The sequence below is a fragment of the Legionella bozemanae genome (assembly GCF_001648595.1).
GTDB lineage: Bacteria > Pseudomonadota > Gammaproteobacteria > Legionellales > Legionellaceae > Legionella > Legionella bozemanae.
The window spans coordinates 54,705-75,912 of record NZ_LBAW01000010.1 but is presented as its reverse complement, the minus strand read 5'-3'; the positions used below and the strand labels follow the sequence as shown (position 1 = coordinate 75,912).

Here is a 21,208-nt window from a genome sequence, read left to right as displayed (position 1 = left end):
TTTTTTCATATGGTTAATTGGTGTTTGCATCATAATGGATCTTGGAAAAAAATAAAAATGGGAGCAGGAGTAATTATTAAGTTAATATAATAAAGAATCGCTCTGTAAATGAATTATGAGTTTATTAGGCTATGTTGACATTTCTTTTGGGTGGCTTCCCGGGTATATGAAATGCCAACACACCTAAGCTAACTAGCTAGTCCGCAGTATCATCTGAGTCAACAGTAGTTACGTGAGGGTTTTGGCAAACGACACCTAATTGAGCTTTTGTCCAGGAATCAGGTTCATTACCTGTAGGTTTAGTCGTAAATGCGAAGTCACCAGGATCGCCAATACTTCCCACAATTAACTCTATATTTTTTTTATCTTGCGGACTTATATCACCCACGCAACGGGACATTCCTTCCAAGAAACTATTGGGTGCAAAGGCTTGAACTTTAAAGCCGGTATTACTGGTGTTATTAGATGTTTCATTGACAGTACTGGTAGACTTCCCAGGACCATGGGCAAAAAGGCCTAGTTGCGTGCTTTTCGTGCAATTTGGTACTTTTACTGTTAATGTGTTGCTTTCCGGATATTTTCCATAAGATAGAAGCGGTCCTCCTACTACTTCTTTAACATCAGGATTGGAGATATCGGTGATGATAATAATCCAATTTTTGAAATTAGCCCATTTCGAATTAAATGTTAAATTGAAAGTGCAGTCATCTGCAAAAACGGTTGAAGTAAACAGGAAACAAGAAGCCAATAATATTTTTCTCATAAAACACCTCATTACATTGAAGGTCTACTAACATACATTATGGTTTTAGAATAGTACCTCAATCAACCCAAGGTTCTATAACATACATTATGGCTTTTTAATTCTCACATTTCAAACCATTTATAAGGTGTTTCTGTCAAAAATTGAGGTTTTTGACCTTTAGCAATTCAAAAAACAATTATGGAAACAATAATGCTCTCCAGCTTTTGATCGGCTCAAAACATCAAAAAATTAGTTGCGATGGCATACCAAAAAAGCTATATCCTTTTTGGATTCCTTTAACATGCTTATAAGCGACACAGTGTTTTTGTTGAGAATTAGCCCTTAGTATTTAGTTCAACCCAATCGGCATAAGCATCCATAAATTTTTGCAAGAACTTTTGCGTGTCTTCTTTTTTGATGTTTCCCTGTTCGTCAAATAAATCTGCTGCCATGCCTATATATGTTTCGGGTTGTTGCAGGGTGGGAATATCTAAGAAGACAAATGATTGTCTTAAATGATTGTTTGCTCCAAATCCTCCAATAGCTCCAGGAGAAACGCTGATTACTGCACCAGGTAATTTGCTCCAAATACTTTTACCATAAGGGCGAGAGCCTACATCAACTGCGTTTTTAAGTACGCCAGGAACTGAGCGATTGTATTCCGGAGTAACGAATAACACACCTTGGTATGTTTTCATTTGTTCACGAAATTGAACCCAGGGGGCAGGAGGCCTATTTTCATCATCCAGATCTTGGTTGTATAGTGGCAAATCACCAATTTCAACAATTTGCAGATTTAATGACTTAGGGGCCAGGGAAATCAGTACTTTTGCCATTTTTCTATTGTAAGATTCCTTGCGTAGGCTTCCAACAATAACTGCGATTTTTTTACTCATGTTATAACTCCTTGTATTTTAGGTCCTTTATAGATTAGACCAGATTCTTTATCTAAAATACCCTTAGATTCTTTTTAAACAAGAAGACCATCTAGGATTCGCTTATTACTTCATGTCTGATTTATTTGATTGTTTTTAATTCACTAAAAACGCATTAATGTGTATCATTTTATTATTACTTATTTTATTAATTATTCCAGTCACTTCGGCATTATGATTTCCGAAAATACTCATAACGGTTCGCAACTTTTGGGGTAAGTGTATATAACGAATGAAAATGAAAAAAGAATCAAAACGTTAATGATAAGCAGTAGGGGATAATTTGTTGACTGGGGATTTATTTTACAGAATTTTAAATAAAAAACTCCTCATCCACTTAAATACTGTCATATTTAAGCGAATAAGGAGTTTCAGTAAACTGAGTTAGACTACTTCAACTTCTTCAGCTTGAGGACCTTTTTGTCCATTACTTGGTTTGAACATTACTGTTGCACCTTCAGCAAGAGTTTTAAACCCGGAGCCTAGAATTGCACTGAAATGCACAAAATAATCTTTACCGCCACTTTCTAAAAAACCGAAACCTTTGGACTCATTGAACCACTTTACTGTACCACGAATTTTTTCTGACATGTTAATTTCCTAAATTGTTACCAGGACATTGTAGCATTATTTTATTAATTGTGCTGTTTTTTTATTAAATATTTTAAAATTTTTTTACATTTAATTACATTTAATATGAAAACAGCAAAATAATGCTCCCATATCATAGAGCATTTTGTCTAAAAATTCTAATATTTTGCAATCTTTTAGCCGTATTCATGCAAAAGCAGACATGGCCTTAAGGAAGTAAAAAGACATGACACGAATCAATGTTCAGGAATTTCAATTAACTCAAGACCGTCTTCTTTTTTTAGAAACATAAAAATTATCCCTGAAAAAAAAGTAAGAATTCCAAGCATTAGAAACGTATCATGGAATATTTGGACGGATAAAACATGATTTTCAGAATAGATATATGTGAAAAGACTCAGCAAGATCGCTGATACTGCAACACCAAAGCTTTGGGCCAGTTGTTGCGTTGTACTCATAATGCTGGTCGCTGCGCTCATATTGTTTTCTGTAATGTTGGCATAAGCCAAAGAATTCATACCTGTATACTGAAGCGCAATGAGAAAGCCGTATGCAAAAGTCAAAAATGCAATGCCATATACGGAGGAATGTTGATTAATGGAAAAAAAGGACCAGAGCGAAATACTTACCAGCATTGTATTTAAAATTAATAAATTTTTATAACCAAACCAACGTAATATGTAGACTGATAAAGGTTTAACTAAAAAAACACCTAAGGCAATAGGAGCGAGCAATAGGCCAGATAGACGCGGTGAATAGCCTAAGCCGATTTGTAACAGCAAAGGCAACAAAAAGGGGACTCCTCCAAAACCTAGACGGGCTAATAAATTACCCAAGATGGAGACACAAAAAGTACGTGTATGTAAAAGTTCCACTTTAACAATAGGGTGTTTTCTTTTATAGGAGTGTTTGGTATAGCCGCCTAATAGAAGAAGGGCAATAAAAAAAACAGTGACGATTTGTAATATCGTAACATGTGATTCGCTGACCATAGATAAACTAAAAGTTAAGGTAGCTAATCCGCTGCCAAAAAGAACAAAGCCCAATTTATCGAGAGGAGGGACTGGACGAGGAGGCATGTAAGGCAATAATTTGCTTGATAAAATTACCGCAAGTATCCCAAAAGGAATATTGACCCAAAAGATCCAACGCCAGGAAAAGCGATCGGTAATAATTCCGCCGAGTAACGGCCCAAGCATTAATCCCAAAGAGGCAACCATTACGACGATACTCATTTTTGCAATTAATTCATGTCGTTCACAAGTCCGTAAAATAATGAGACGGCCAATAGGCATGGTGAGTGAACCTCCCAAGCCCTGCATGATGCGCGCGCAAATTAACTCTCCCAAGCTATTAGTGAATCCACACCAAACCGAGCTTAAGGTAAAAACAGAGATCGCTGTAATAAAAACGATTTTCATGCCAAATTTATCAGCGATCCAGCCGCTAATCGGAATAAAAATTGCCAAGCTCAACAGGTAGCTGATCAGTGCTAATTTCAAATCAACTGGATTAACGTTTAAACTCTGCGCCATAACAGGAATAGCGGTGTTAATAATGGTAGTATCCACTGCCTCCATAAACATGGCAAAAGAAACAATGAACAATATGATATTTTTTTTCATAGATTCAGTATAGCAATGAGGAAAGAATTCTGCATAGAGCTGTATTTCTAATGTAGCCGGTGCAGTGCAGCGTAGCCCGGTGTTATGGACATGAATGAGCTTTTCGATCCCGGGTTAAGCTGCGCTGCACCCAGGCTACATTAAGCTCAAATCAGGATTCACTCAGCAAACTTTTCAATCCTGCTAAATGTGATTTAGCCAATTTCTTGGATTGTTCTTCAGAGCGTTCGCTGTTTTTGCCAAACCATTCTAAATGTTCCGTAGGCAATTCATCCAAGAATCTGCTTGGTAAACAATCTTGCAACTCACCCGCACGACGTCTTTGTTTGGCTAAGGTAAAACACAATCCTTTTTGTGCTCGGGTAATTCCAACATAGGCCAGGCGTCTTTCTTCTTCAATTTGATCTTCGTCAATACTCACCCGATGTGGCAATAATTCTTCTTCCATACCCACTAAATAAACGTAAGGAAACTCCAACCCCTTTGATGCATGCAATGTCATGAGTTGCACCGTCTCCTTATCATGTTCGTCTGCTTGTTCAAGAATATCGATCAAAATTAATTTATTAATCACTTCTGCCAAGGTCTGCTCTGGATTTTTTGCTAATAAACGTCCAACCCATTCTAACAATTCCCAGACATTGTCCATCTTTTTTTGCGCCTTTGCCGGGGTGTCGCATTGTTCGTAAATGTAGGCTTCATAACCGCTATCTTCTACCATTTGTTTCAAATGCTCAATAATCGACCCAGTGGCTAAGCGTTTTTTTATTTCTTCTATCCAGGATTTAAAAACTAGCAATGCTGCGCGTGGTTTTTCTGCAATACTTTCATTAAGTGCCAGATGGTCTGCTGCAGTGTAAAGACTTACTCCTCTACTTTGAGCATAATGACCCAACACATCAAGGCTGGCCTCGCCAATGCCGCGTTTGGGGGTGTTAATGACTCTTAAAAAAGCAGCATCATCAGCTTCATTACACAGTAATTTCAGATAGGCAAATACGTCTTTCACTTCTGCCTTGGCAAACCACGATTGGCCGCCACTGATTGTATAAGGGATACTATAATGACGGAGGACTTTTTCAAATACACGGGATTGGTGATTGCCGCGATATAAAATTGCATAATCGCCATATTGAGTTCTGCAGCGCAGTTTATGACTGATTAAATCAGCAACTACTTGTTCTGCTTCATCCTGTTCATCTTTACAACGAATAACGCGTAAGAGCTCCCCTTGCCCAAATTCACTCCATAATTTTTTTTCAAACAGATGTTGATTGTTGGCAATAAGGTGATTGGCAGTATGCAAAATAATATTGGTCGAGCGGTAGTTTTGCTCCAACTTGATTATTTTTAATTGTGGATAATCATGCTGTAATTGTTGCAAATTTTCAGGTTTTGCACCTCGCCAGGCATAAATGGATTGGTCATCATCACCCACCACAGTAAAGCGTGCTTGGATTCCAGTTAATTTTTTTACGAAAAGGTATTGGCTGGTATTTGAATCTTGGTATTCATCTACCAATAAATGACGGATTTTGTTTTGCCAATACTCTAATACGGCAGGATGTTCATTTAAAAGACTGACCGGAAGACGAATTAAATCATCAAAATCGATCGCATTATATGCCTTAAGTGCTTGCTGATAACGTGGATACAACAAAGCAGCTTCTTCATAACAAGGGGTATCTAATCGATTTTTAATGACGTCCTCAGGGGTAAGAAGATCATTTTTCCAGCGCGAAATTTGTTGTTGAATTCGGAAGATAAATTCACGTTCAGTTGCTTTATTTGCAGGCAAAAAACCTCGTATGATTTGCAAACAATCTTCACTGTCAAAAATAGAAAATCCTTTTTTCAGATCGCATAAGGTAAAATCACGTTTGATAATGCTTAAGCCTAATGTATGGAAGGTTGCTACTTTTAAACCGCGGCGACTGGCTGCCGGCAGAACGGCGGCAACGCGAGTACGCATTTCATTGGCTGCTTTATTAGTAAAAGTTACTGCACATATTGTATTGGCGGCATAGCCGCATGTGTTAATTAAATAGCCTATTTTTTGCGTTATTACTCGTGTTTTACCGCTTCCAGCCCCAGCAAGAACTAATAAGGGTCCGTCTATATAACATACTGCTGCCATTTGTTGGCCATTTAACATCTTAAAGATTTCTCACTCAAAAAGAGCGATTATTGCCTGCTTAGGTATTGTGAATCAACTACTAATTAATAGACCGTTCGACATCAAACTCTTCCTCGGTATCTATTTCAATAAAGTCAGGTTTGGTTTCTGGTTCTTTTTGCTCTTTAATACCAAAAACGACTCTGTCAATCGTTTTGAATAAAGGCGCAAGAATGTTTTTATCTATCATGATTTAGTCCTTTAATTTTTTCAGAGGGATGTTTTAAAAGCATAGTCCAAGATAATTTTTTCTCCAGGAAAATTCCAAAAAAATTATGTTATACTTTGCGCAGCCACGAGAGTTACTTTAGGGTCTTTTGAAATTCTACTACCTTGGCCAAAATGGGGTGACTTTATGTGCTCCGCTACTCACATGCTTCATACATGCTGCGTTGCGGTGTTCTAAAATCGCACCATTTTGCCCCGGATCAAGTCCGGGGGAATTGGCAACAGACCTTAGTTCGTTGTAATTTTATTTTGAGTCCATTATGAAAGAATCTGATACCCTTCAACGCTTTATTTTTGAACACGCCAACATTCGTGGTGAAATTGTTCATATTGAAAATACGTACCAAACCATTATGAGCCAACGGAACTACCCGCCAATGGTTAAAAATTTGTTGGGAGAAGCTATAGTTTCGTGTCTGCTTTTGGCATCCAGTATTAAATTTCAAGGCAGTTTAAACTTACAATTTCAAGGTGATAAACGGCTTCCTTTATTATTGGTGCAATGTGATCATGAGTTTAATGTAAGAGGCTTTGCCCAATTTGTTGAAAACTTGGAAACTGAAGAATATGCCTCTGCGTTTCTTAAAGGACAGATGGTTATTACTATTAACCAAAACAACCAAACCAACTCGTATCAAAGTATGGTTCCCATTCAATCAACATCCATGAGTGAGAATTTAATGGACTATTTTGCTCAATCCGAGCAAGTATCCACTCAAGTTTGGTTAGCTGTGAATGATAAGGCTGCAGCCGGAATGTTATTGCAGTTAATGCCTGGTCAAGATACGGTACAAAGAGAGCAATTTTGGGAATATGCGGTGCAATTAGGGCAAACGGTAAGTGGGCATGAATTACTTACATTAGATAACGAAACATTACTTTACCGTCTTTATCATGAAACAGAACTCAGAATATTTGATAGCCGAAAAACTCAATTTAAGTGCCGCTGTAGTTTAGAGAAAATGAAGCAGGTGTTAGCTGTTTTAGGTGAGGAAGATGCAAAAGAATTACTAAAGGAGCAAGGTGAAGTGGCGATTCGATGTGATTTTTGCAATAAGAAATATACTTTTGATCCTATTGATGTAACGATGCTATTTCATAAGGGATGATAAGAGTACAGTTGGGTGTAGCGTAGCGACTTCGGGGTCTGTGATTTGTGTTCGGATTTCCTGGGTTACGGCTTTGCCTTCACCCAGGCTGCAACTACAACAAATTATTTATTGCAAAGTAAATTTTATGGAAGATAAGATGTCCTGGTTTGATTGAATAAGTTCTACACATTCGCCACGCATTGCTTGTAATATTTGTTTTAATGTAAGAAATTGTTCGCTAAGTTGAATGTACAGATCAGCTGTATGCTTTCCTTCTAACTCTCCGATTGTTAAATAAGCTGCTTGTCCCATTTCAGAAAAATAATCAAGGCTGACATGACGTCTCTTGGCAATTCCTGGAAACAGTCCACAAAAGAGTAAGCTTTTATCCCCTACATCGCGTAATAATTCCATTTGCAATGTTCTTGGCCTATGCATTGATTCAAGAAAATCGAGTGCAACAATGGATTCAATGAGTTTAGGTCCTTGGGAAAAGCGCATTAATAAAAATACTAAATAACTTTCAGTATTTTCCGTTAACATCAGCTGCGTTGCAACTTGTGCCTCATTAACTAATGCATGCCATTGGCTAATGTCAGTGGGATGTAAAATTAGTTGTTTCATAGTTACTCCCTATTTTTTACCCCTCACTATTATTTTAGCAGCTAAAAAATAACTTGTAGTCAATGCCTTGCTGCGTGGAAATAGTGAATAAAGTAAAGTCGGCAACTTTATACGTGGAGTCCAGCTCTGGGCTACGCATACGATGGTCTAGATGCTATACATAAAGCATGCCAAGGAGGTAAAAAAGCTGTTTTATGTTCAAAAATAAATATTTTGCTCTATTGAGACTATTGTTGGCTGCTCGACCCTCAGGTTGGACGTGCTGCAATTGAGGTTTTGCTATACTAAAATACACGAAGCAGATAGGTTTTAGCTGGCTATTGATGTATAATGTCAAATCTATGTACAAATACACTGCTTTTTCCTTCAAAGGTTATTTATGATTGATCAGATTCGCAATATTGCCATTATCGCCCACGTTGACCATGGTAAAACCACGTTAGTAGATAAATTACTGCAACAAACAGGCACATTAAATGAGAGAGCGCCCAAAGTTGAGCGCGTGATGGATTCCAATGCTTTAGAAAAAGAACGGGGCATTACTATTCTCGCCAAAAATACTTGTGTGTATTGGAAAAATCATCAAATTAATATTGTTGATACCCCAGGACATGCTGATTTTGGGGGAGAAGTAGAACGTATTTTATCGATGGTTGATAGTGTATTGCTACTGGTGGATGCAGTGGATGGACCTATGCCTCAAACACGTTTTGTAACCCAAAAAGCCTTTGCTCGTGGGTTGCATCCTATTGTGGTGATTAACAAAATTGATCGCCCGGGAGCAAGACCTCATTGGGTTATGGATCAAGTATTTGATCTCTTTGATAATTTAGGTGCAACAGATGCACAATTGGATTTTCCTGTGGTTTATACTTCTGCATTAAATGGTTATGCCAAGTTGAATTTGGAAGATGAAGCTACGGATATGAGTGCTTTATTACAAACAATTATTGATGAGGTTGAAGCACCAAAAGTCGATGCGAATGGTCCTTTCCAAATGCAAATCAGCTCTTTGGATTATTCATCCTATGTTGGTACTATTGGGATTGGTCGAATCACTCGCGGGCAAATTAAAGCAAAATCTGCCGTCAAGATTATTGATAAAGAGGGTAATATTCGTACCGGTCGATTATTGCAATTATTAGGTTTTAAAGGCCTTGAGCGTGTTGAGGTTGAAGAGGCTAGTGCAGGTAATATTATTGCGATTACCGGTATTGAAGGCATCAAAATTTCTGACACGATTTGTGATCCTAATGTTGTTGAAGCATTACCTGTACTGTCAGTGGATGAACCAACAATTAGCATGACCTTCCAAGTCAATGACTCGCCTTTTGCAGGCCAGGAAGGAAAGTTTGTGACCTCACGAAAAATTCGTGAGCGCCTGGAAACGGAATTATTACATAATGTTGCTTTACGCGTTGATGATTGTGATGATCCAGATAAATTCCGAGTTTCTGGCCGAGGAGAACTCCATTTATCCATTCTTATTGAAACGATGCGTCGTGAAGGTTATGAATTGGCGATTAGTAAACCCGAAGTGATTATTCGCGAAGTAGATGGCGAGCAACAAGAGCCTTATGAGCATTTGACTGTCGATGTGGAAGAAAATCACCAGGGCTCTATTATGGAAAAGCTAGGGGAGCGCCGAGGTGAATTACAAAATATGGTTCCCGATGGCAAAGGACGAGTGCGTCTTGACTATATGATTCCTACCCGAGGCCTTATTGGTTTTCATAATGAATTCTTGTCCTCTACCTCAGGTACCGGTTTAATGTATCACGTTTATGATCATTATGGTCCGGCAATTAGAGGACGAATAGGGAAGCGGGCAAATGGCGTACTGATTGCTAATTGTCAAGGAATGGCCCGTGCTTTTGCTTTATTCAACTTGCAGGATCGTGGCAGGTTATTTGTTGAACCGCAAACAGTGTGTTATGAAGGGATGATTGTTGGAATTCATGCTCGCGATAATGATTTAGTGGTGAATGTGACTAAAGAAAAGCAATTAACCAATATTCGTGCTTCAGGTTCTGACGAAAACATTATATTAACTCCTGCTGTAAAACTAACTTTGGAACAGGCGTTGGAATTTATTGATGATGATGAGTTGGTGGAAGTGACTCCTGATTCGATTCGATTAAGAAAAAAATCATTGAAAGAACATGAACGAAAAAAAGCATCAAGAACAGCAAACATTGAAGAGTAACGTTAAATTCAAACGGATCATCTTGTATGCGCGCCAGCACAGGGCAAATCAAGGGGTAAATGAAAGTTTATACCGTTTGATTGATTTTCTTGAAAAACAAGAGGTACAGATCTATCAAGATGTAGATACGTCTACAGGATTTGATGTAAAAATTCCCGTATTACCCAGAGAAGATATGGGTAAGAAGAATGATTTAATCATTGTGGTTGGCGGTGATGGGAGTTTGCTCTCAGCGGCCCGTATGGCGATTAAAGTGGATACCCCGGTAATTGGAATTAACCGGGGACGTTTGGGATTTCTCACCGATATTTTACCTCATGAACTCGAAACGCAATTGAGTGCTGTACTATGTGGCTATTATGAAGAAGAAAAGCGTTTTCTTTTACATACTCGCATTTACGATGAGGATCATACTTATTTTGAAGGAGATGCACTCAATGATGTGGTTTTAGGGCGCGGGAAGGAAACACATCTCATTGAGTTCTCAGTCTATGTCAATCGACAATTAGTGAGTCATTATCGCTCTGATGGTATGATTTTATCGACTCCTACCGGATCTACTGCCTATGCTTTATCTGCGGGTGGTCCTATCATGCATCCTCAGTTAAATGCAATCGTCCTTGTGCCCATGTTTTCGCATAGCTTAAGCTCCCGTCCATTGGTTATTGATGGAGAATCTAAAATTGAGCTGCATATCAGTCGCTTTAATGAATCGGATTTGCGAATAAGTTGTGATGGTCATGAATCCAGAATGGTCAAGCCGGGACAAAAAGTTACTGTTCAAAAAAATGGTCATCAATTACGTCTGTTACATCCTCTTGATTATCACTATTATGATACATTACGATCAAAACTTGGTTGGGAATCCAAACATCAAGGATAGGATAGAACATGCTCACAACTTTGTGCATTGAACAGTTTGCGATTGTGCAACACTTGGAGTTAGATTTTACTCAAGGTATGACTGCCTTCACTGGTGAAACAGGGGCGGGTAAATCGATTATGATTGATGCTTTGATGCTGGCTTTAGGTGATAGAGCAGATGGTTCGGTTATCCGGCCTGGCCAGGAAAAATGTGATATCACCGCCGGATTTTTTGTCAGTCAGGGATCTGAACCGGCGCAATGGCTAGCAGAACACGATCTTCCTTGTGATGATGGCGAAATTTATTTGCGGAGGGTGATTTATGCAGAAGGTCGATCCAAATCTTATATTAATGGGCAACCATTCCCGTTGCAAAAAATAAAAGAATTAAGCGAAAAACTAGTCCATATTCACGGGCAGCATCAGCATCAAACCCTCATGCAGCATGCAACGCATCGTCAACAATTGGATCAATATGGCAAGAATCAGGCGTTACTTGACGAGGTTTCCCGGGCCTATAAACAATGCCAGAAAATTCAGCAAGAAATCGATGTATTACAGGGCCAGGAGCAACAAGAAGACAGAGTCGCATTATTGCAATTTCAAATTGAAGAATTATCCGCATTAAATCTGCATGAAAATGAAATTGAAACTTTGTATCAAGAACATCAAATGTTGCATCATGCAAGAGAGTATTTGCAAAAAAGCCAACAAATACATAGCTTATTAAATTCTGAGGATGAACCCAATATTTGTTCCAGCTTAAATCAGATTTTGCATTTACTGGGTCAATTGCCGCAAGAACAATCCCAAATTAAAAATGCTTTTGAGTTGCTCAATGGTGCGCTGATTCAATGTGAAGAAGCAGTCGATGAAATGCAGCAATTTGCAGAGCGTGTTCATCTTGACCCTGAGCGTTTGCATGAAATAGAAGCGCGTATGAGTGCGATACATCAACTTGCTCGAAAATACCATATTGATAGCAGCACACTGCATGCGCATGCACAAAATTTGCAAAAAGAACGAGACGAGTTGCAAGATGGTGAACGCCGGCTAGCTCAATTAAAAGTACAGCATAGTCAATTGATTGCAAGCTATGAAACAGCAGCTCTTAAATTACGCGAGATACGAAAAATACAGGCAAAAAAATTGGCAAAGGAAATTACAGCCAGTATTCAACAACTTGGCATGCCTAAAGGACGGGTGGAAATTGAAATATCTCCTCTGGAAAAGATGCAGATTCATGGAATGGATAAAGTAGAATATAAGGTGTGTACTAACCCAGGTATGGAGCTTGATTTATTAAGTAAAGTGGCATCAGGCGGTGAACTTTCGCGAATTAGCTTGTCCATTCAAATGATTACTGCCCAACAAGGTACGACACCTACTTTATTGTTTGATGAAGTGGATGTAGGTATTGGTGGGGCTACAGCAGCCCTCGTAGGACAAATGCTTCGTAAATTGGGAGAGCGTTTGCAAGTATTTTGTGTCACACACCAACCTCAGGTCGCTGCCGCTGCCAATAACCATTTTGTGGTTGAAAAGCGGAGCAACAATCAAGAGACCTTTACCCATATTTCTTTACTGCAATCTACTGAAAAAATTGATGAAATAGCGCGTATGCTTGGAGGGTTAAAAATAACAGAGCAAACGCGATCCCATGCTAAGGAATTATTGTTGCAGTGTGAGCAGGCCCTTTTGACTCAAGCTAGCGAAATGTAAGGCCTCAATTTGTTAAAAATCGTAGATACTGTCTTAAAAAACAAGCAAGCTTTTAATGAAAATTTATCTTGCTTTTAAAGACAGTATCTACGATCATTCATTACGATTTTAATGCATCACTAAGCGAAATAAAATGATAGTCATGAGCTTCAAACATGTGCAGCAAATCATCTAAAAAATAAACATTCAGCAAATTGACATGCAGAAGTAAGATTTGTTTTCCAGGAGTATTTTTTTCAGCAGTTAATGTACGTTGCCAAACATATTCAAGATAACGTTTTTTTAAATCAGTTAATGGTGCAGTTGGGTCTTGTCCTAGTTGCTTTATTAATTCTATATTAAATTCAAAATCCCTACTATCAATAGTGACTGGAGCGACAATATAGTTATTGTTACGCAAATAATGTCGAACAATGCTTTTTCGCCACAATGTTCCTTCAGCCAGATAAGGGTAACGAAAATATTTTGGCTGTGACATAAACGGCGCAAGAATTGTATCTGCTTTCATAATATCATGAATGTATTCTTTGCAAGAAACACGTTTTAAATTCACATGGGAATAAGTATGGTTTCCTAACTCCAATCCGTTTTGCTTAAATAACAGAAATTGTTTCATGGTTTCATTATTGACTCGACTACCAATAACAAAACCCATTGCAGGAACTTGATGTTTCACGAAGCTATGAACGATATTTTCAAACATTTCATAGGGAAGTTCAACAAGAGGCAAGTCATCAATTGTAATCGAAATTTCTCGTTGTTGAGCACTGCAGATATTAATAAAGAAAAAAAATAAAGCGACAGTATGGATCAGAATTTTTTTCAATTATTCCTCCCAGAACGTATATCGGGTTAATATCTCCATAACCATATTGCAACGGTATATAAAAAATTTCATGAGCTAATAATCTAGCAGTACAATGATTTCTTATAGCCAAAACATGTTTGTATAGAGAAAAAAATTTATAGCAGTTTATCTGTAAAAGCGCTTTGTTCAAAATATAGGGTCATTATGAAAGGAATTGACTCGAATCGCAAAATTGAAATTTATAGAGAAAAGCGCATTGACTGGTATTATATCTGACCTAGTGCTTAAAAGTTTCATCTTTATGGCAGTTTTGGAGAGGTTTTTTAAGCGCCCCCTGCGGGTCTCTGTTTTATGTCGGATGAGGATAGTGCCATCCCCATGTTTAGTAAATAGGGATGGCAGGAGTGGCGCTTATTAATGAAATTCTTATTAAATTACATTAACGCGTTCAGGTAATGCCTCAATAAACTCTTTAGTCGTAGTTGGTTCATCGTCCTGCATGGCAAATAAACGATGTCGATTATAAACAGAATTATTTTTTGCTTCTGTAAGTACTTTATTTAAAGAATCATTAGATGTTGTTTCGCGAACTTTAGTTTTTAATTGCTGCAGTTCTTCTTTTTTAGCATTTGCGATTTCTTCACCAACCCAGACCGTATCAAGGTGTTTTCTTTCATATTTTTCAATTAGAGAAACTGTATGCTCGACATTCCATTCTTTTGAGGGGCGCTCTGCGTCATTAGCTAATGTTCCATTTTCTTCTTCTGGTATACTCAGCTGTTTATTCCATGCTTGTTTGAAAGTAAGTTTTTGAGGTTGGACGGTTTCACCACCTGGAGCTGAATTCTTTTTACTTGCCAAGCAATCCCAAGCGGCTGCAAGGAAATATAAAGGTGAAGCAATTATTTTGAGAAGCTTGGATGGAATATCTTCATTATGCTCTGCTTCTGAACCCAAACGTTCTTCCAATAATGTCTTTGTTGTAGAACTTGAGCCAATAAAATAGTGCGCATCTTCGAAACCCTCACTGATGATTGCCACAAGAGCAGCTACTATTTGGGGCACCCCAGGCATGCGATCTGAAGTCAGGGCAACGCTTACTAAGTGACCCAAAAAAAGCAGAATACGTAATGGAGTAACTGTTAATTTTAACAGGATACGGAATGGGTTAATCATCTGTAACCAATTTTCAGTATCCCACACATGGGTGAGTCCATCGGCAATGGCTTTGTAGGTGCGTTGAAATATATTGGTGGTATTGGTCTTGGGATCCGTAGCCTCATAGACCATTTCCAGAGATTCAGAAGAGTTTTCTATATTAAACGATATAGCGGATAATCCAGTGATGATGGGATTGATGATCCCCATCACAAAACTGGGTATATTTTTCATCCATTCAAATAAAGGACGGGCACTGGTTGCTACAGTCCACCAAGTACCTGCAGTACAAATAGTAAGTGCGATTGCTAAGCTCACTAAAAATAAAGCAGTGAGTGTCATAAGTACATTACGAGCTGTTAAGCCTTGGCTTAAGTCATTTTTGAGCTTTGTGAACCATTTTTTGATGGTGTCATTATTAATAAGATCGGTGATCGTATTGTAGGTCAACATGCCATAAGCAGCTCCAGCAACTACTGCCATGGGAACAATGAGGATTGGCCAAAAAGCAAAGGGAATGGCGGCCATTAAAGGAATTACGCTAAATGCTTCCACAATGAGGTAGGTACTACCAAGCCCCATGAACATTCCAGCAACCAGACTGAACCCTTTAACAAAATTAAATGTTGATTGCCGTTTTTCTAAGCGTTCTTGCCACTCCTTTTGCCCATGAGCTTCCAGCCAATCTCTTAATGATTTTGTATATTGGGATAGTTTTTCTTCTTCCTCTTCCTTTTGCGTTTTTTTGATTGCAAACAATTGCAAAGCGAACCATTTTTCCATGTCCGTCAGCGTTTTTTCTATTTGCTTTTTGCGTTTTCTGCTTTCTTTATTAAGTTGTTTATGATTAAAGTCCTTCAGGAGATTAAGTTGCGTTTCATAATCTTTGAAAAATTGAGGACACTCTTCAGAATCAGTATTTTGGGGAAAATTTTCCAGCAAATATTCTTTAGCTAAATGATTCTCTAAGTAATTGCTTTTAAATATTTTTTTAAAAGCTCCTTTAATATTTTGTAAATAAACTTCGCCTTCATAGGCTACCGAGAGTCCAAAAGCAGCAAATGCCAAAGGTAAGATAGGATATAATGCATACATCCCACCAAAACTTAGAAAGCCAAGAATTAAACTGGCGCCGATAGTAAGAGACGCCAGAGCAACATAACGAGGAATTTTTTTGAATCTTTTTCTATTTGCTGCCATTTATTTGCTCAACTAATGGATTGGGGTTCAAACTGTAGCGCAAATGAAAATGATTATCAATAGCAAAAAGACCAAAAAAAAGTCATATGGTTATTTTTTTATTGAATAAAACTTAAATTAAACAGTAGATCCAAGCGCAGAATTTAGGTAAAGTGAGTTTTTACGATGTGAATATGCTTAGAATTTAATTTAACATAGGAGTAGAAATGCGTTTGAATCAATGGATGACCTCTATCGCAGTGGGCTCAGTGCTTGCCAGTACTAATGTTTTGGCGGCAAGCGCTCCTGTTCATGAACAGTTGCAAGTGCCTCAATGCCTTGCAGCAAAAATTGCTACTCCGTATGAGGTTTTGGCGGAAAATAAACAATTTAAGATTATTGATATTCCTGCAGCAGATGTGGATGCTCTCAGTCATCTGGCAGATCAAGTAAATTGCGGTCGTTTTGTGAATGTTAGCCACCATATACTCGGTTCTTTGCTGCCAGCGAAAAAACAATCTGCCCAAAGAATCCTGCACAAAAAAACAATTAAAGCAGCACTATCGCAAAGTACTGTATATGAGCTGAAACACCCAGATGAAGTCAATGAAGCATTACAGAATGTAACTCCAGATAATATTTGGAATACGTTGACGAAACTTACTTCATTTCATAATCGTTCAGCAACCAAAGATACAGGTGTGGATGCGGCAAAATGGTTGAAAAAAACTTTTGATGACATGGTTGTTGCAAGTGGTCGTACTGATACAGCAACCTTTTTCGTGAAAACAGGGAGTTATTATAAACAACCTTCGTTAGTAACTGTCATTGGTAAAGACATTAATGCCCCTGCAGTAGTGATTGGAGCACATATGGACACGCTGGATGGACGTATGCCTGGTGCCGGGGATGATGGAAGCGGTTCTTCATCGATTATGGAAATGGCACGCATTTTGTTATCGTCAAAAACAACGTTTAAGCGTCCAATCTATATTATTTGGTATGCCGCTGAAGAGCGAGGTTTAGTAGGCTCCCAGTACGTTGTGGAGCATTTTATGGATAACTCGATTCCGGTAAAAGCTGCTATTCAGTTTGATATGACGGGTTATCGCGTGAATCCCAAAGATCCAACAATGTGGGTATTTACCGATTATACAGACGAGAGTTTAAGTAATTTCGTAGCAGAATTAATCAGTAATTATGTGCAAGTTCCGGTTGCGTATTCAGAATGTGGCTATGGCTGTAGTGACCATGCATCATGGGATGAAGTAGGTATTCCAGCTGCATTCCCGTGTGAGTCTAATTTCGAAGATCACAACCCTTACATTCATAGTTCTAAAGATACTATGGACAGGCTGAGCCTGGAACATATGACTAACTTCTCTAAATTGGCGTTGGCCTTTGCTATTGAAATGGCCTTAGAGTAATTTCCGAATGCCTCTTAGAGTCTGCTTATATTTCTATATCTTGGTCAAAATGGCTTGATTTTCAATCGGGCCCATGTGACTCAAGCGAGCGAAATGTAAACAGACTCTATTTTATGGAGGGCATTTTTTCTTTCTTTAAATAATACGGAAAATCATAATGAATCGAAAAGCAGGGTTATTTCTAGGTCTATTTATTTGTTTTATGTTAAGCAGCGCGACTTCAATTGCCCATGCAGGGAAGCAGATGCTTCTTCCGCCCTGGTATTTGTTGAAAAACCAGTTGAGTGCCACCTTAAAGGCTGATCCTTGTGTGCATGTAGGGGATTTGACCGGCGATGGACTGGAAATGGAAATCAAGGTTACGGTGTGTGATGCGGATAAAGCACGTGCGTTAGCCTCTTTTATTAATCGGGTTCATGATTTCGGTGATAATCTTGCTGTTACAGTAAAAGTTTACTCAATGGACTCCATTCCAGTCGAAGCAATTGTTCCCAGTACCCTCAAGGAAACAGTAGAACTGTTGAATTTGGCGCTTAAAGGGAACAAATATTTTGTGAAAGCAAAACTTGGCACAAGACAGCAGGTTGGCGCGGCATATGCACTCTTTAAGCCTATGATTATTCAATATTACTCTGACGATATTAGTGATTGGTACCTCAATACAAATGAGGTTGCAGCCAAAGTTTTTGCTACAGTGTTTAACCTGGATCCCTATACAGAAGGTGCTGTTAAATTGTATGCAAGTACTACCATCATTGAAAAAGATAAGCAAAAAAATAATACAATAATGTAGCCGGGCTGCAGGCGAAGCCGTAACCCGGGTTCCGCTTCGCTTCACCCAGGCTACATGTATCGATTTGCAATAAGGAAGCCCTAAGCACACAATCTGCATTGAAATTCAACCATTCAAGTCTGCAAGTGGAAAAATACATGAATTTAATTTTGGCCGTGAGCTAATGGTGGGCAATGATATTCTTCAGTAATCTCATTTTCGGAATTTACTGCCTGTAAAACGATAGGGAATTTCCATAAAAAAAAGAGATGTTTCAAAACATCAACTGTAGTTTGCCCCAAAGGTACTCTATTTTGCTGGGTGTACCGTAAAGTCATTGAGCGATCACCTTGTAAGTCAACAGAATAAATTTGAATATCAGGTTCCAAATAACCTAAATTATATTGTCTTGATAATGCTTCTCTTATTTTTTGATATCCCGATTCATTATGAATTGCATTGACGTAAAGATCTGGACTGCGATCATCGTCTACGATATGAAATAATTTTAAATCACGAATTAATTTAGGGGATAAATATTGAGCAATGAAACTTTCATCTTTGAAATGACGCATCGCGTTATCTAAACTGCTTAACCAATCTGTATTGGCTAAATAAGGAAACCATGCTTTATCTTCTTCGGTAGGACTTTCACAAATCCGCTTGATGTCTTGCATCATATGATATCCCAGGGTATAGGGATTTATGCCATTATAATAAGGGCTATTATAAGGCGGTTGCATGATGACATTGGTATGACTTTGCAAGACTTCCAGCATAAATTCATCGGTAACTAGACCTTCATCGTATAATGCATGCAAAAGGGTATAGTGCCAAAAGCAAGCCCATCCTTCATTCATCACCTTAGTTTGGCCTTGAGGATAAAAATATTGGGCCATTTTGCGTACGATACGCACGATTTCTCGCTGCCAAGGCTCTAATAAAGGTGCATTTTTTTCAATGAAATATAAAATATTTTCTTGTGTCTCTTCAGGGAAACGTTTCTGCTGAGCTTGTTCGGCAATTTGTCTACTTTGTGGAATGGTTCGCCACAATTCATTGACTTGAGATTGCAAATAAATTTCGCGGTTTTGTTGGCGAATTTTTTCTTCCTGTATGGATAAAGGGGTAGGATGTTTATAACGATCCACTCCATAGTTCATTAGGGCATGACACGCGTCCAAGACTGCTTCTACTTCATTGATGCCATAGCGTTGCTCGCAATCACTAATGTATTTTCTTGCAAATACCAAATAATCAATGATGGCATCGGCAGAGGTCCACATTTTAAATAAATAATTATTTTTAAAAAACGAGTTATGACCATAACAGGCATGAGCAATCACTAAGGCTTGCATGGCCATGGTATTTTCTTCCATGAGATAGGAAATGCATGGGTTTGAATTAATAACTAATTCATAGGCTAAGCCCATTTGTCCACGTTTATAACTTTTTTCAACACTGACAAAATGTTTGCCAAAAGACCAATGGTGATAACCTATAGGCATCCCCACTGAAGCATAAGCATCCATCATTTGCTCTGCAGTAATGACTTCTATTTGGTTAGGATAAGTATCTAATTTAAAATCTTTGGCTATGCGTGCAATTTCACGATCATAGTCCTGAATCAATTCAAAGGTCCATTCTGCACCCGTGGATAATGGCTTCTTTTTTTTCATGCAGTCTTCCTTTTAAATAGCTCATGAAATACGGGATAGATATCCGCCACTGTATCAATATTTTCCATGGCAAAATTAGGGTAACGCTCTTTTACGAGTTGATAGACTTCCCATAAACTTTGATGATGACGTGGCATAATTTCAATATAAGCAAAATATTGTAATAAGGGCATAATTTTATCTTGCAGCAGCTCCTGACAATAAGGTGAATCCGCATTCCAGTTATCGCCGTCTGATGCTTGCGCCACATAGATATTCCAAGCTTCTGGGGGATAGCGGCTTTCGATAATGGTGCTCAGAAGTTCCAATGCGCTGGAAACCACGGTGCCCCCGGTTTCGCGAGAGTAAAAAAACTCTTCTTCATTCACTTCTTTAGCGGAAGTATGGTGCCGAATAAATACCAGCTCAATTTTTTCATAATTTTTGGTGAGAAACATATAAAGTAAGATAAAAAAGCGTTTTGCAATGTCTTTTTTAGCCTCATCCATTGAACCTGAGACGTCCATAACACAGAACATAACTGCTTGAGTCGAAGGTGATGGAACACGGACGCGAAAGTTATATCGCAGATCAATGGTATCAATAAACGGTACAGTTTGTATTTTCTTCTTTAGATACTCAATCTTTTTTTGCAGACTTTTTAGGGCTTCGGCATCTGGAACAGGTTGGGCTTGCAGTTGTTCTAATTCTTCTTCAGCTTCTTTTAATTGTCTTTTGTAGGGTGATGCCAAAGCAACTCGGCGTCCGGTTGCTTGTTTCATTGAGCGAAGGACATTAATGTTATTAGGAATACCACTCGTAGTCACGCCCGCTCTTATCGTTTTGAAGGTGCTAATGCGCGCCAATTCCTTTTTCACCAAATCTGGTAATTCCAGATCTTCAAAGTACAGATCCAAAAACTCTTCCCGCGATAATTCAAAAACAAAATTATCTTCGCCTTCGCCACTGTCGCTGGCATCTGAGCCATCCCCTCCGCCACCCGAACCGCCACTAGGTCTTCTTATTCTATCGCCAGCAATAAAATTATCATTTCCTGGTAATACACGTTCTATGTGTCCACCTTGTCCTCGATGAAACATAGGTTCAGAAATGTCTTTGGCAGGAATTGTGATTTGTTCGCCCTGGTCAATTTCGGTAATACTTCGCTTGCCAACGGCATCGGAGACAGCACGTTTGATCTGATTTTTGTAACGGCGAAGAAAACGTTGGCGATTAACCGTACTTTTTTTCCCTGCGTTTTGTCGTCTATCAATCAATTGCGACATAATTTAGCCCCACATAAAAACTGTGCACCTATTTGTAGTTTGAGCGAAAAAGCCTAACTCGAGGAAGTACTTATCGTAAATCCTGGGCCATGATTTACTCGTTCGCCCCAAAC

General features: G+C 38.5%; 17 protein-coding genes. 6 read left to right on the top strand and 11 right to left on the bottom strand.

Annotation, left to right across the window (positions count from 1 at the left end; all coding sequences use genetic code 11):
• Positions 1–196: 196 nt before the first annotated feature.
• The 6 genes from A8O27_RS09185 to A8O27_RS19020 form a co-directional block, all read right to left on the bottom strand.
• Positions 197–763 carry a hypothetical protein gene (locus tag A8O27_RS09185; protein ID WP_058458934.1) on the bottom strand — a complete coding sequence of 189 codons (567 nt, stop codon included), beginning with the start codon at positions 761–763 and terminating at the stop codon, positions 197–199.
• Positions 764–1,080: 317 nt separating this feature from the next.
• The gene (locus A8O27_RS09180; RefSeq protein WP_058458935.1) at positions 1,081–1,641 is read right to left on the bottom strand and encodes an NADPH-dependent FMN reductase; all 561 of its coding nucleotides are present in this window, start codon (positions 1,639–1,641) and stop codon (positions 1,081–1,083) included.
• 423 nt (positions 1,642–2,064) lie between these two features.
• Entirely contained in the window at positions 2,065–2,271 is a 207-nt protein-coding gene (locus A8O27_RS09175; protein WP_028382507.1) for a cold-shock protein, read from the bottom strand.
• A 236-nt stretch (positions 2,272–2,507) separates the two neighbouring features.
• A complete protein-coding gene (locus tag A8O27_RS09170) occupies positions 2,508–3,896 on the bottom strand; it encodes a DHA2 family efflux MFS transporter permease subunit (RefSeq protein ID WP_058458936.1) in 1,389 nt (462 codons plus the stop codon).
• A 151-nt stretch (positions 3,897–4,047) separates the two neighbouring features.
• The gene (locus tag A8O27_RS09165; protein ID WP_058458937.1) at positions 4,048–6,051 is read right to left on the bottom strand and encodes a UvrD-helicase domain-containing protein; all 2,004 of its coding nucleotides are present in this window, start codon (positions 6,049–6,051) and stop codon (positions 4,048–4,050) included.
• A gap of 61 nt (positions 6,052–6,112) precedes the next feature.
• Complete coding sequence (locus A8O27_RS19020; RefSeq protein WP_165482448.1) at positions 6,113–6,262, bottom strand: hypothetical protein; 150 nt, start codon at positions 6,260–6,262, stop codon at positions 6,113–6,115.
• A 298-nt stretch (positions 6,263–6,560) separates the two neighbouring features.
• On the opposite strand from A8O27_RS19020, the gene hslO reads away from it, so the two are divergent.
• Positions 6,561–7,409 carry an Hsp33 family molecular chaperone HslO gene (hslO, locus tag A8O27_RS09160; protein WP_058458938.1) on the top strand — a complete coding sequence of 283 codons (849 nt, stop codon included), beginning with the start codon at positions 6,561–6,563 and terminating at the stop codon, positions 7,407–7,409.
• Positions 7,410–7,517: 108 nt separating this feature from the next.
• Here the strand turns inward: hslO and A8O27_RS09155 are convergent, their stop codons facing one another.
• Positions 7,518–8,015 carry a hypothetical protein gene (locus A8O27_RS09155; RefSeq protein ID WP_058458939.1) on the bottom strand — a complete coding sequence of 166 codons (498 nt, stop codon included), beginning with the start codon at positions 8,013–8,015 and terminating at the stop codon, positions 7,518–7,520.
• 379 nt (positions 8,016–8,394) lie between these two features.
• On the opposite strand from A8O27_RS09155, the gene typA reads away from it, so the two are divergent.
• From typA to recN, 3 genes are read left to right on the top strand one after another with little or no spacing between them, the layout of a single operon-like run.
• The gene (gene typA / locus A8O27_RS09150) at positions 8,395–10,221 is read left to right on the top strand and encodes a translational GTPase TypA (protein WP_058458940.1); all 1,827 of its coding nucleotides are present in this window, start codon (positions 8,395–8,397) and stop codon (positions 10,219–10,221) included.
• Entirely contained in the window at positions 10,178–11,104 is a 927-nt protein-coding gene (locus tag A8O27_RS09145; protein WP_058458941.1) for an NAD(+) kinase, read from the top strand. Before typA ends, A8O27_RS09145 begins: the two co-directional genes overlap by 44 nt.
• Positions 11,105–11,112: 8 nt before the next feature.
• The gene (gene recN / locus A8O27_RS09140) at positions 11,113–12,807 is read left to right on the top strand and encodes a DNA repair protein RecN (protein ID WP_058458942.1); all 1,695 of its coding nucleotides are present in this window, start codon (positions 11,113–11,115) and stop codon (positions 12,805–12,807) included.
• 100 nt (positions 12,808–12,907) lie between these two features.
• On the opposite strand, the gene A8O27_RS09135 is transcribed toward recN, so the two are convergent.
• Both A8O27_RS09135 and A8O27_RS09130 read right to left on the bottom strand, forming a co-directional pair.
• Positions 12,908–13,633 (bottom strand): polysaccharide deacetylase family protein, encoded by a 726-nt coding sequence (locus A8O27_RS09135; RefSeq protein WP_058458943.1) that lies wholly within the window; start codon positions 13,631–13,633, stop codon positions 12,908–12,910.
• 411 nt (positions 13,634–14,044) lie between these two features.
• Entirely contained in the window at positions 14,045–15,973 is a 1,929-nt protein-coding gene (locus A8O27_RS09130; protein ID WP_058458944.1) for a hypothetical protein, read from the bottom strand.
• Between the two features lie 206 nt (positions 15,974–16,179).
• On the opposite strand from A8O27_RS09130, the gene lapA reads away from it, so the two are divergent.
• Both lapA and A8O27_RS09120 read left to right on the top strand, forming a co-directional pair.
• Positions 16,180–17,379 (top strand): aminopeptidase LapA, encoded by a 1,200-nt coding sequence (gene lapA / locus A8O27_RS09125; protein WP_058458945.1) that lies wholly within the window; start codon positions 16,180–16,182, stop codon positions 17,377–17,379.
• A gap of 157 nt (positions 17,380–17,536) precedes the next feature.
• On the top strand, positions 17,537–18,172 hold the full coding sequence (locus A8O27_RS09120; protein ID WP_174223896.1) for a group-specific protein: 636 nt from the start codon (positions 17,537–17,539) through the stop codon (positions 18,170–18,172).
• 143 nt (positions 18,173–18,315) lie between these two features.
• On the opposite strand, the gene A8O27_RS09115 is transcribed toward A8O27_RS09120, so the two are convergent.
• Both A8O27_RS09115 and A8O27_RS09110 read right to left on the bottom strand, forming a co-directional pair.
• A complete protein-coding gene (locus tag A8O27_RS09115) occupies positions 18,316–19,830 on the bottom strand; it encodes a SpoVR family protein (protein WP_058458947.1) in 1,515 nt (504 codons plus the stop codon).
• A complete protein-coding gene (locus A8O27_RS09110; RefSeq protein WP_058458948.1) occupies positions 19,827–21,095 on the bottom strand; it encodes a YeaH/YhbH family protein in 1,269 nt (422 codons plus the stop codon). Before A8O27_RS09110 ends, A8O27_RS09115 begins: the two co-directional genes overlap by 4 nt.
• Positions 21,096–21,208 lie beyond the last annotated feature (113 nt).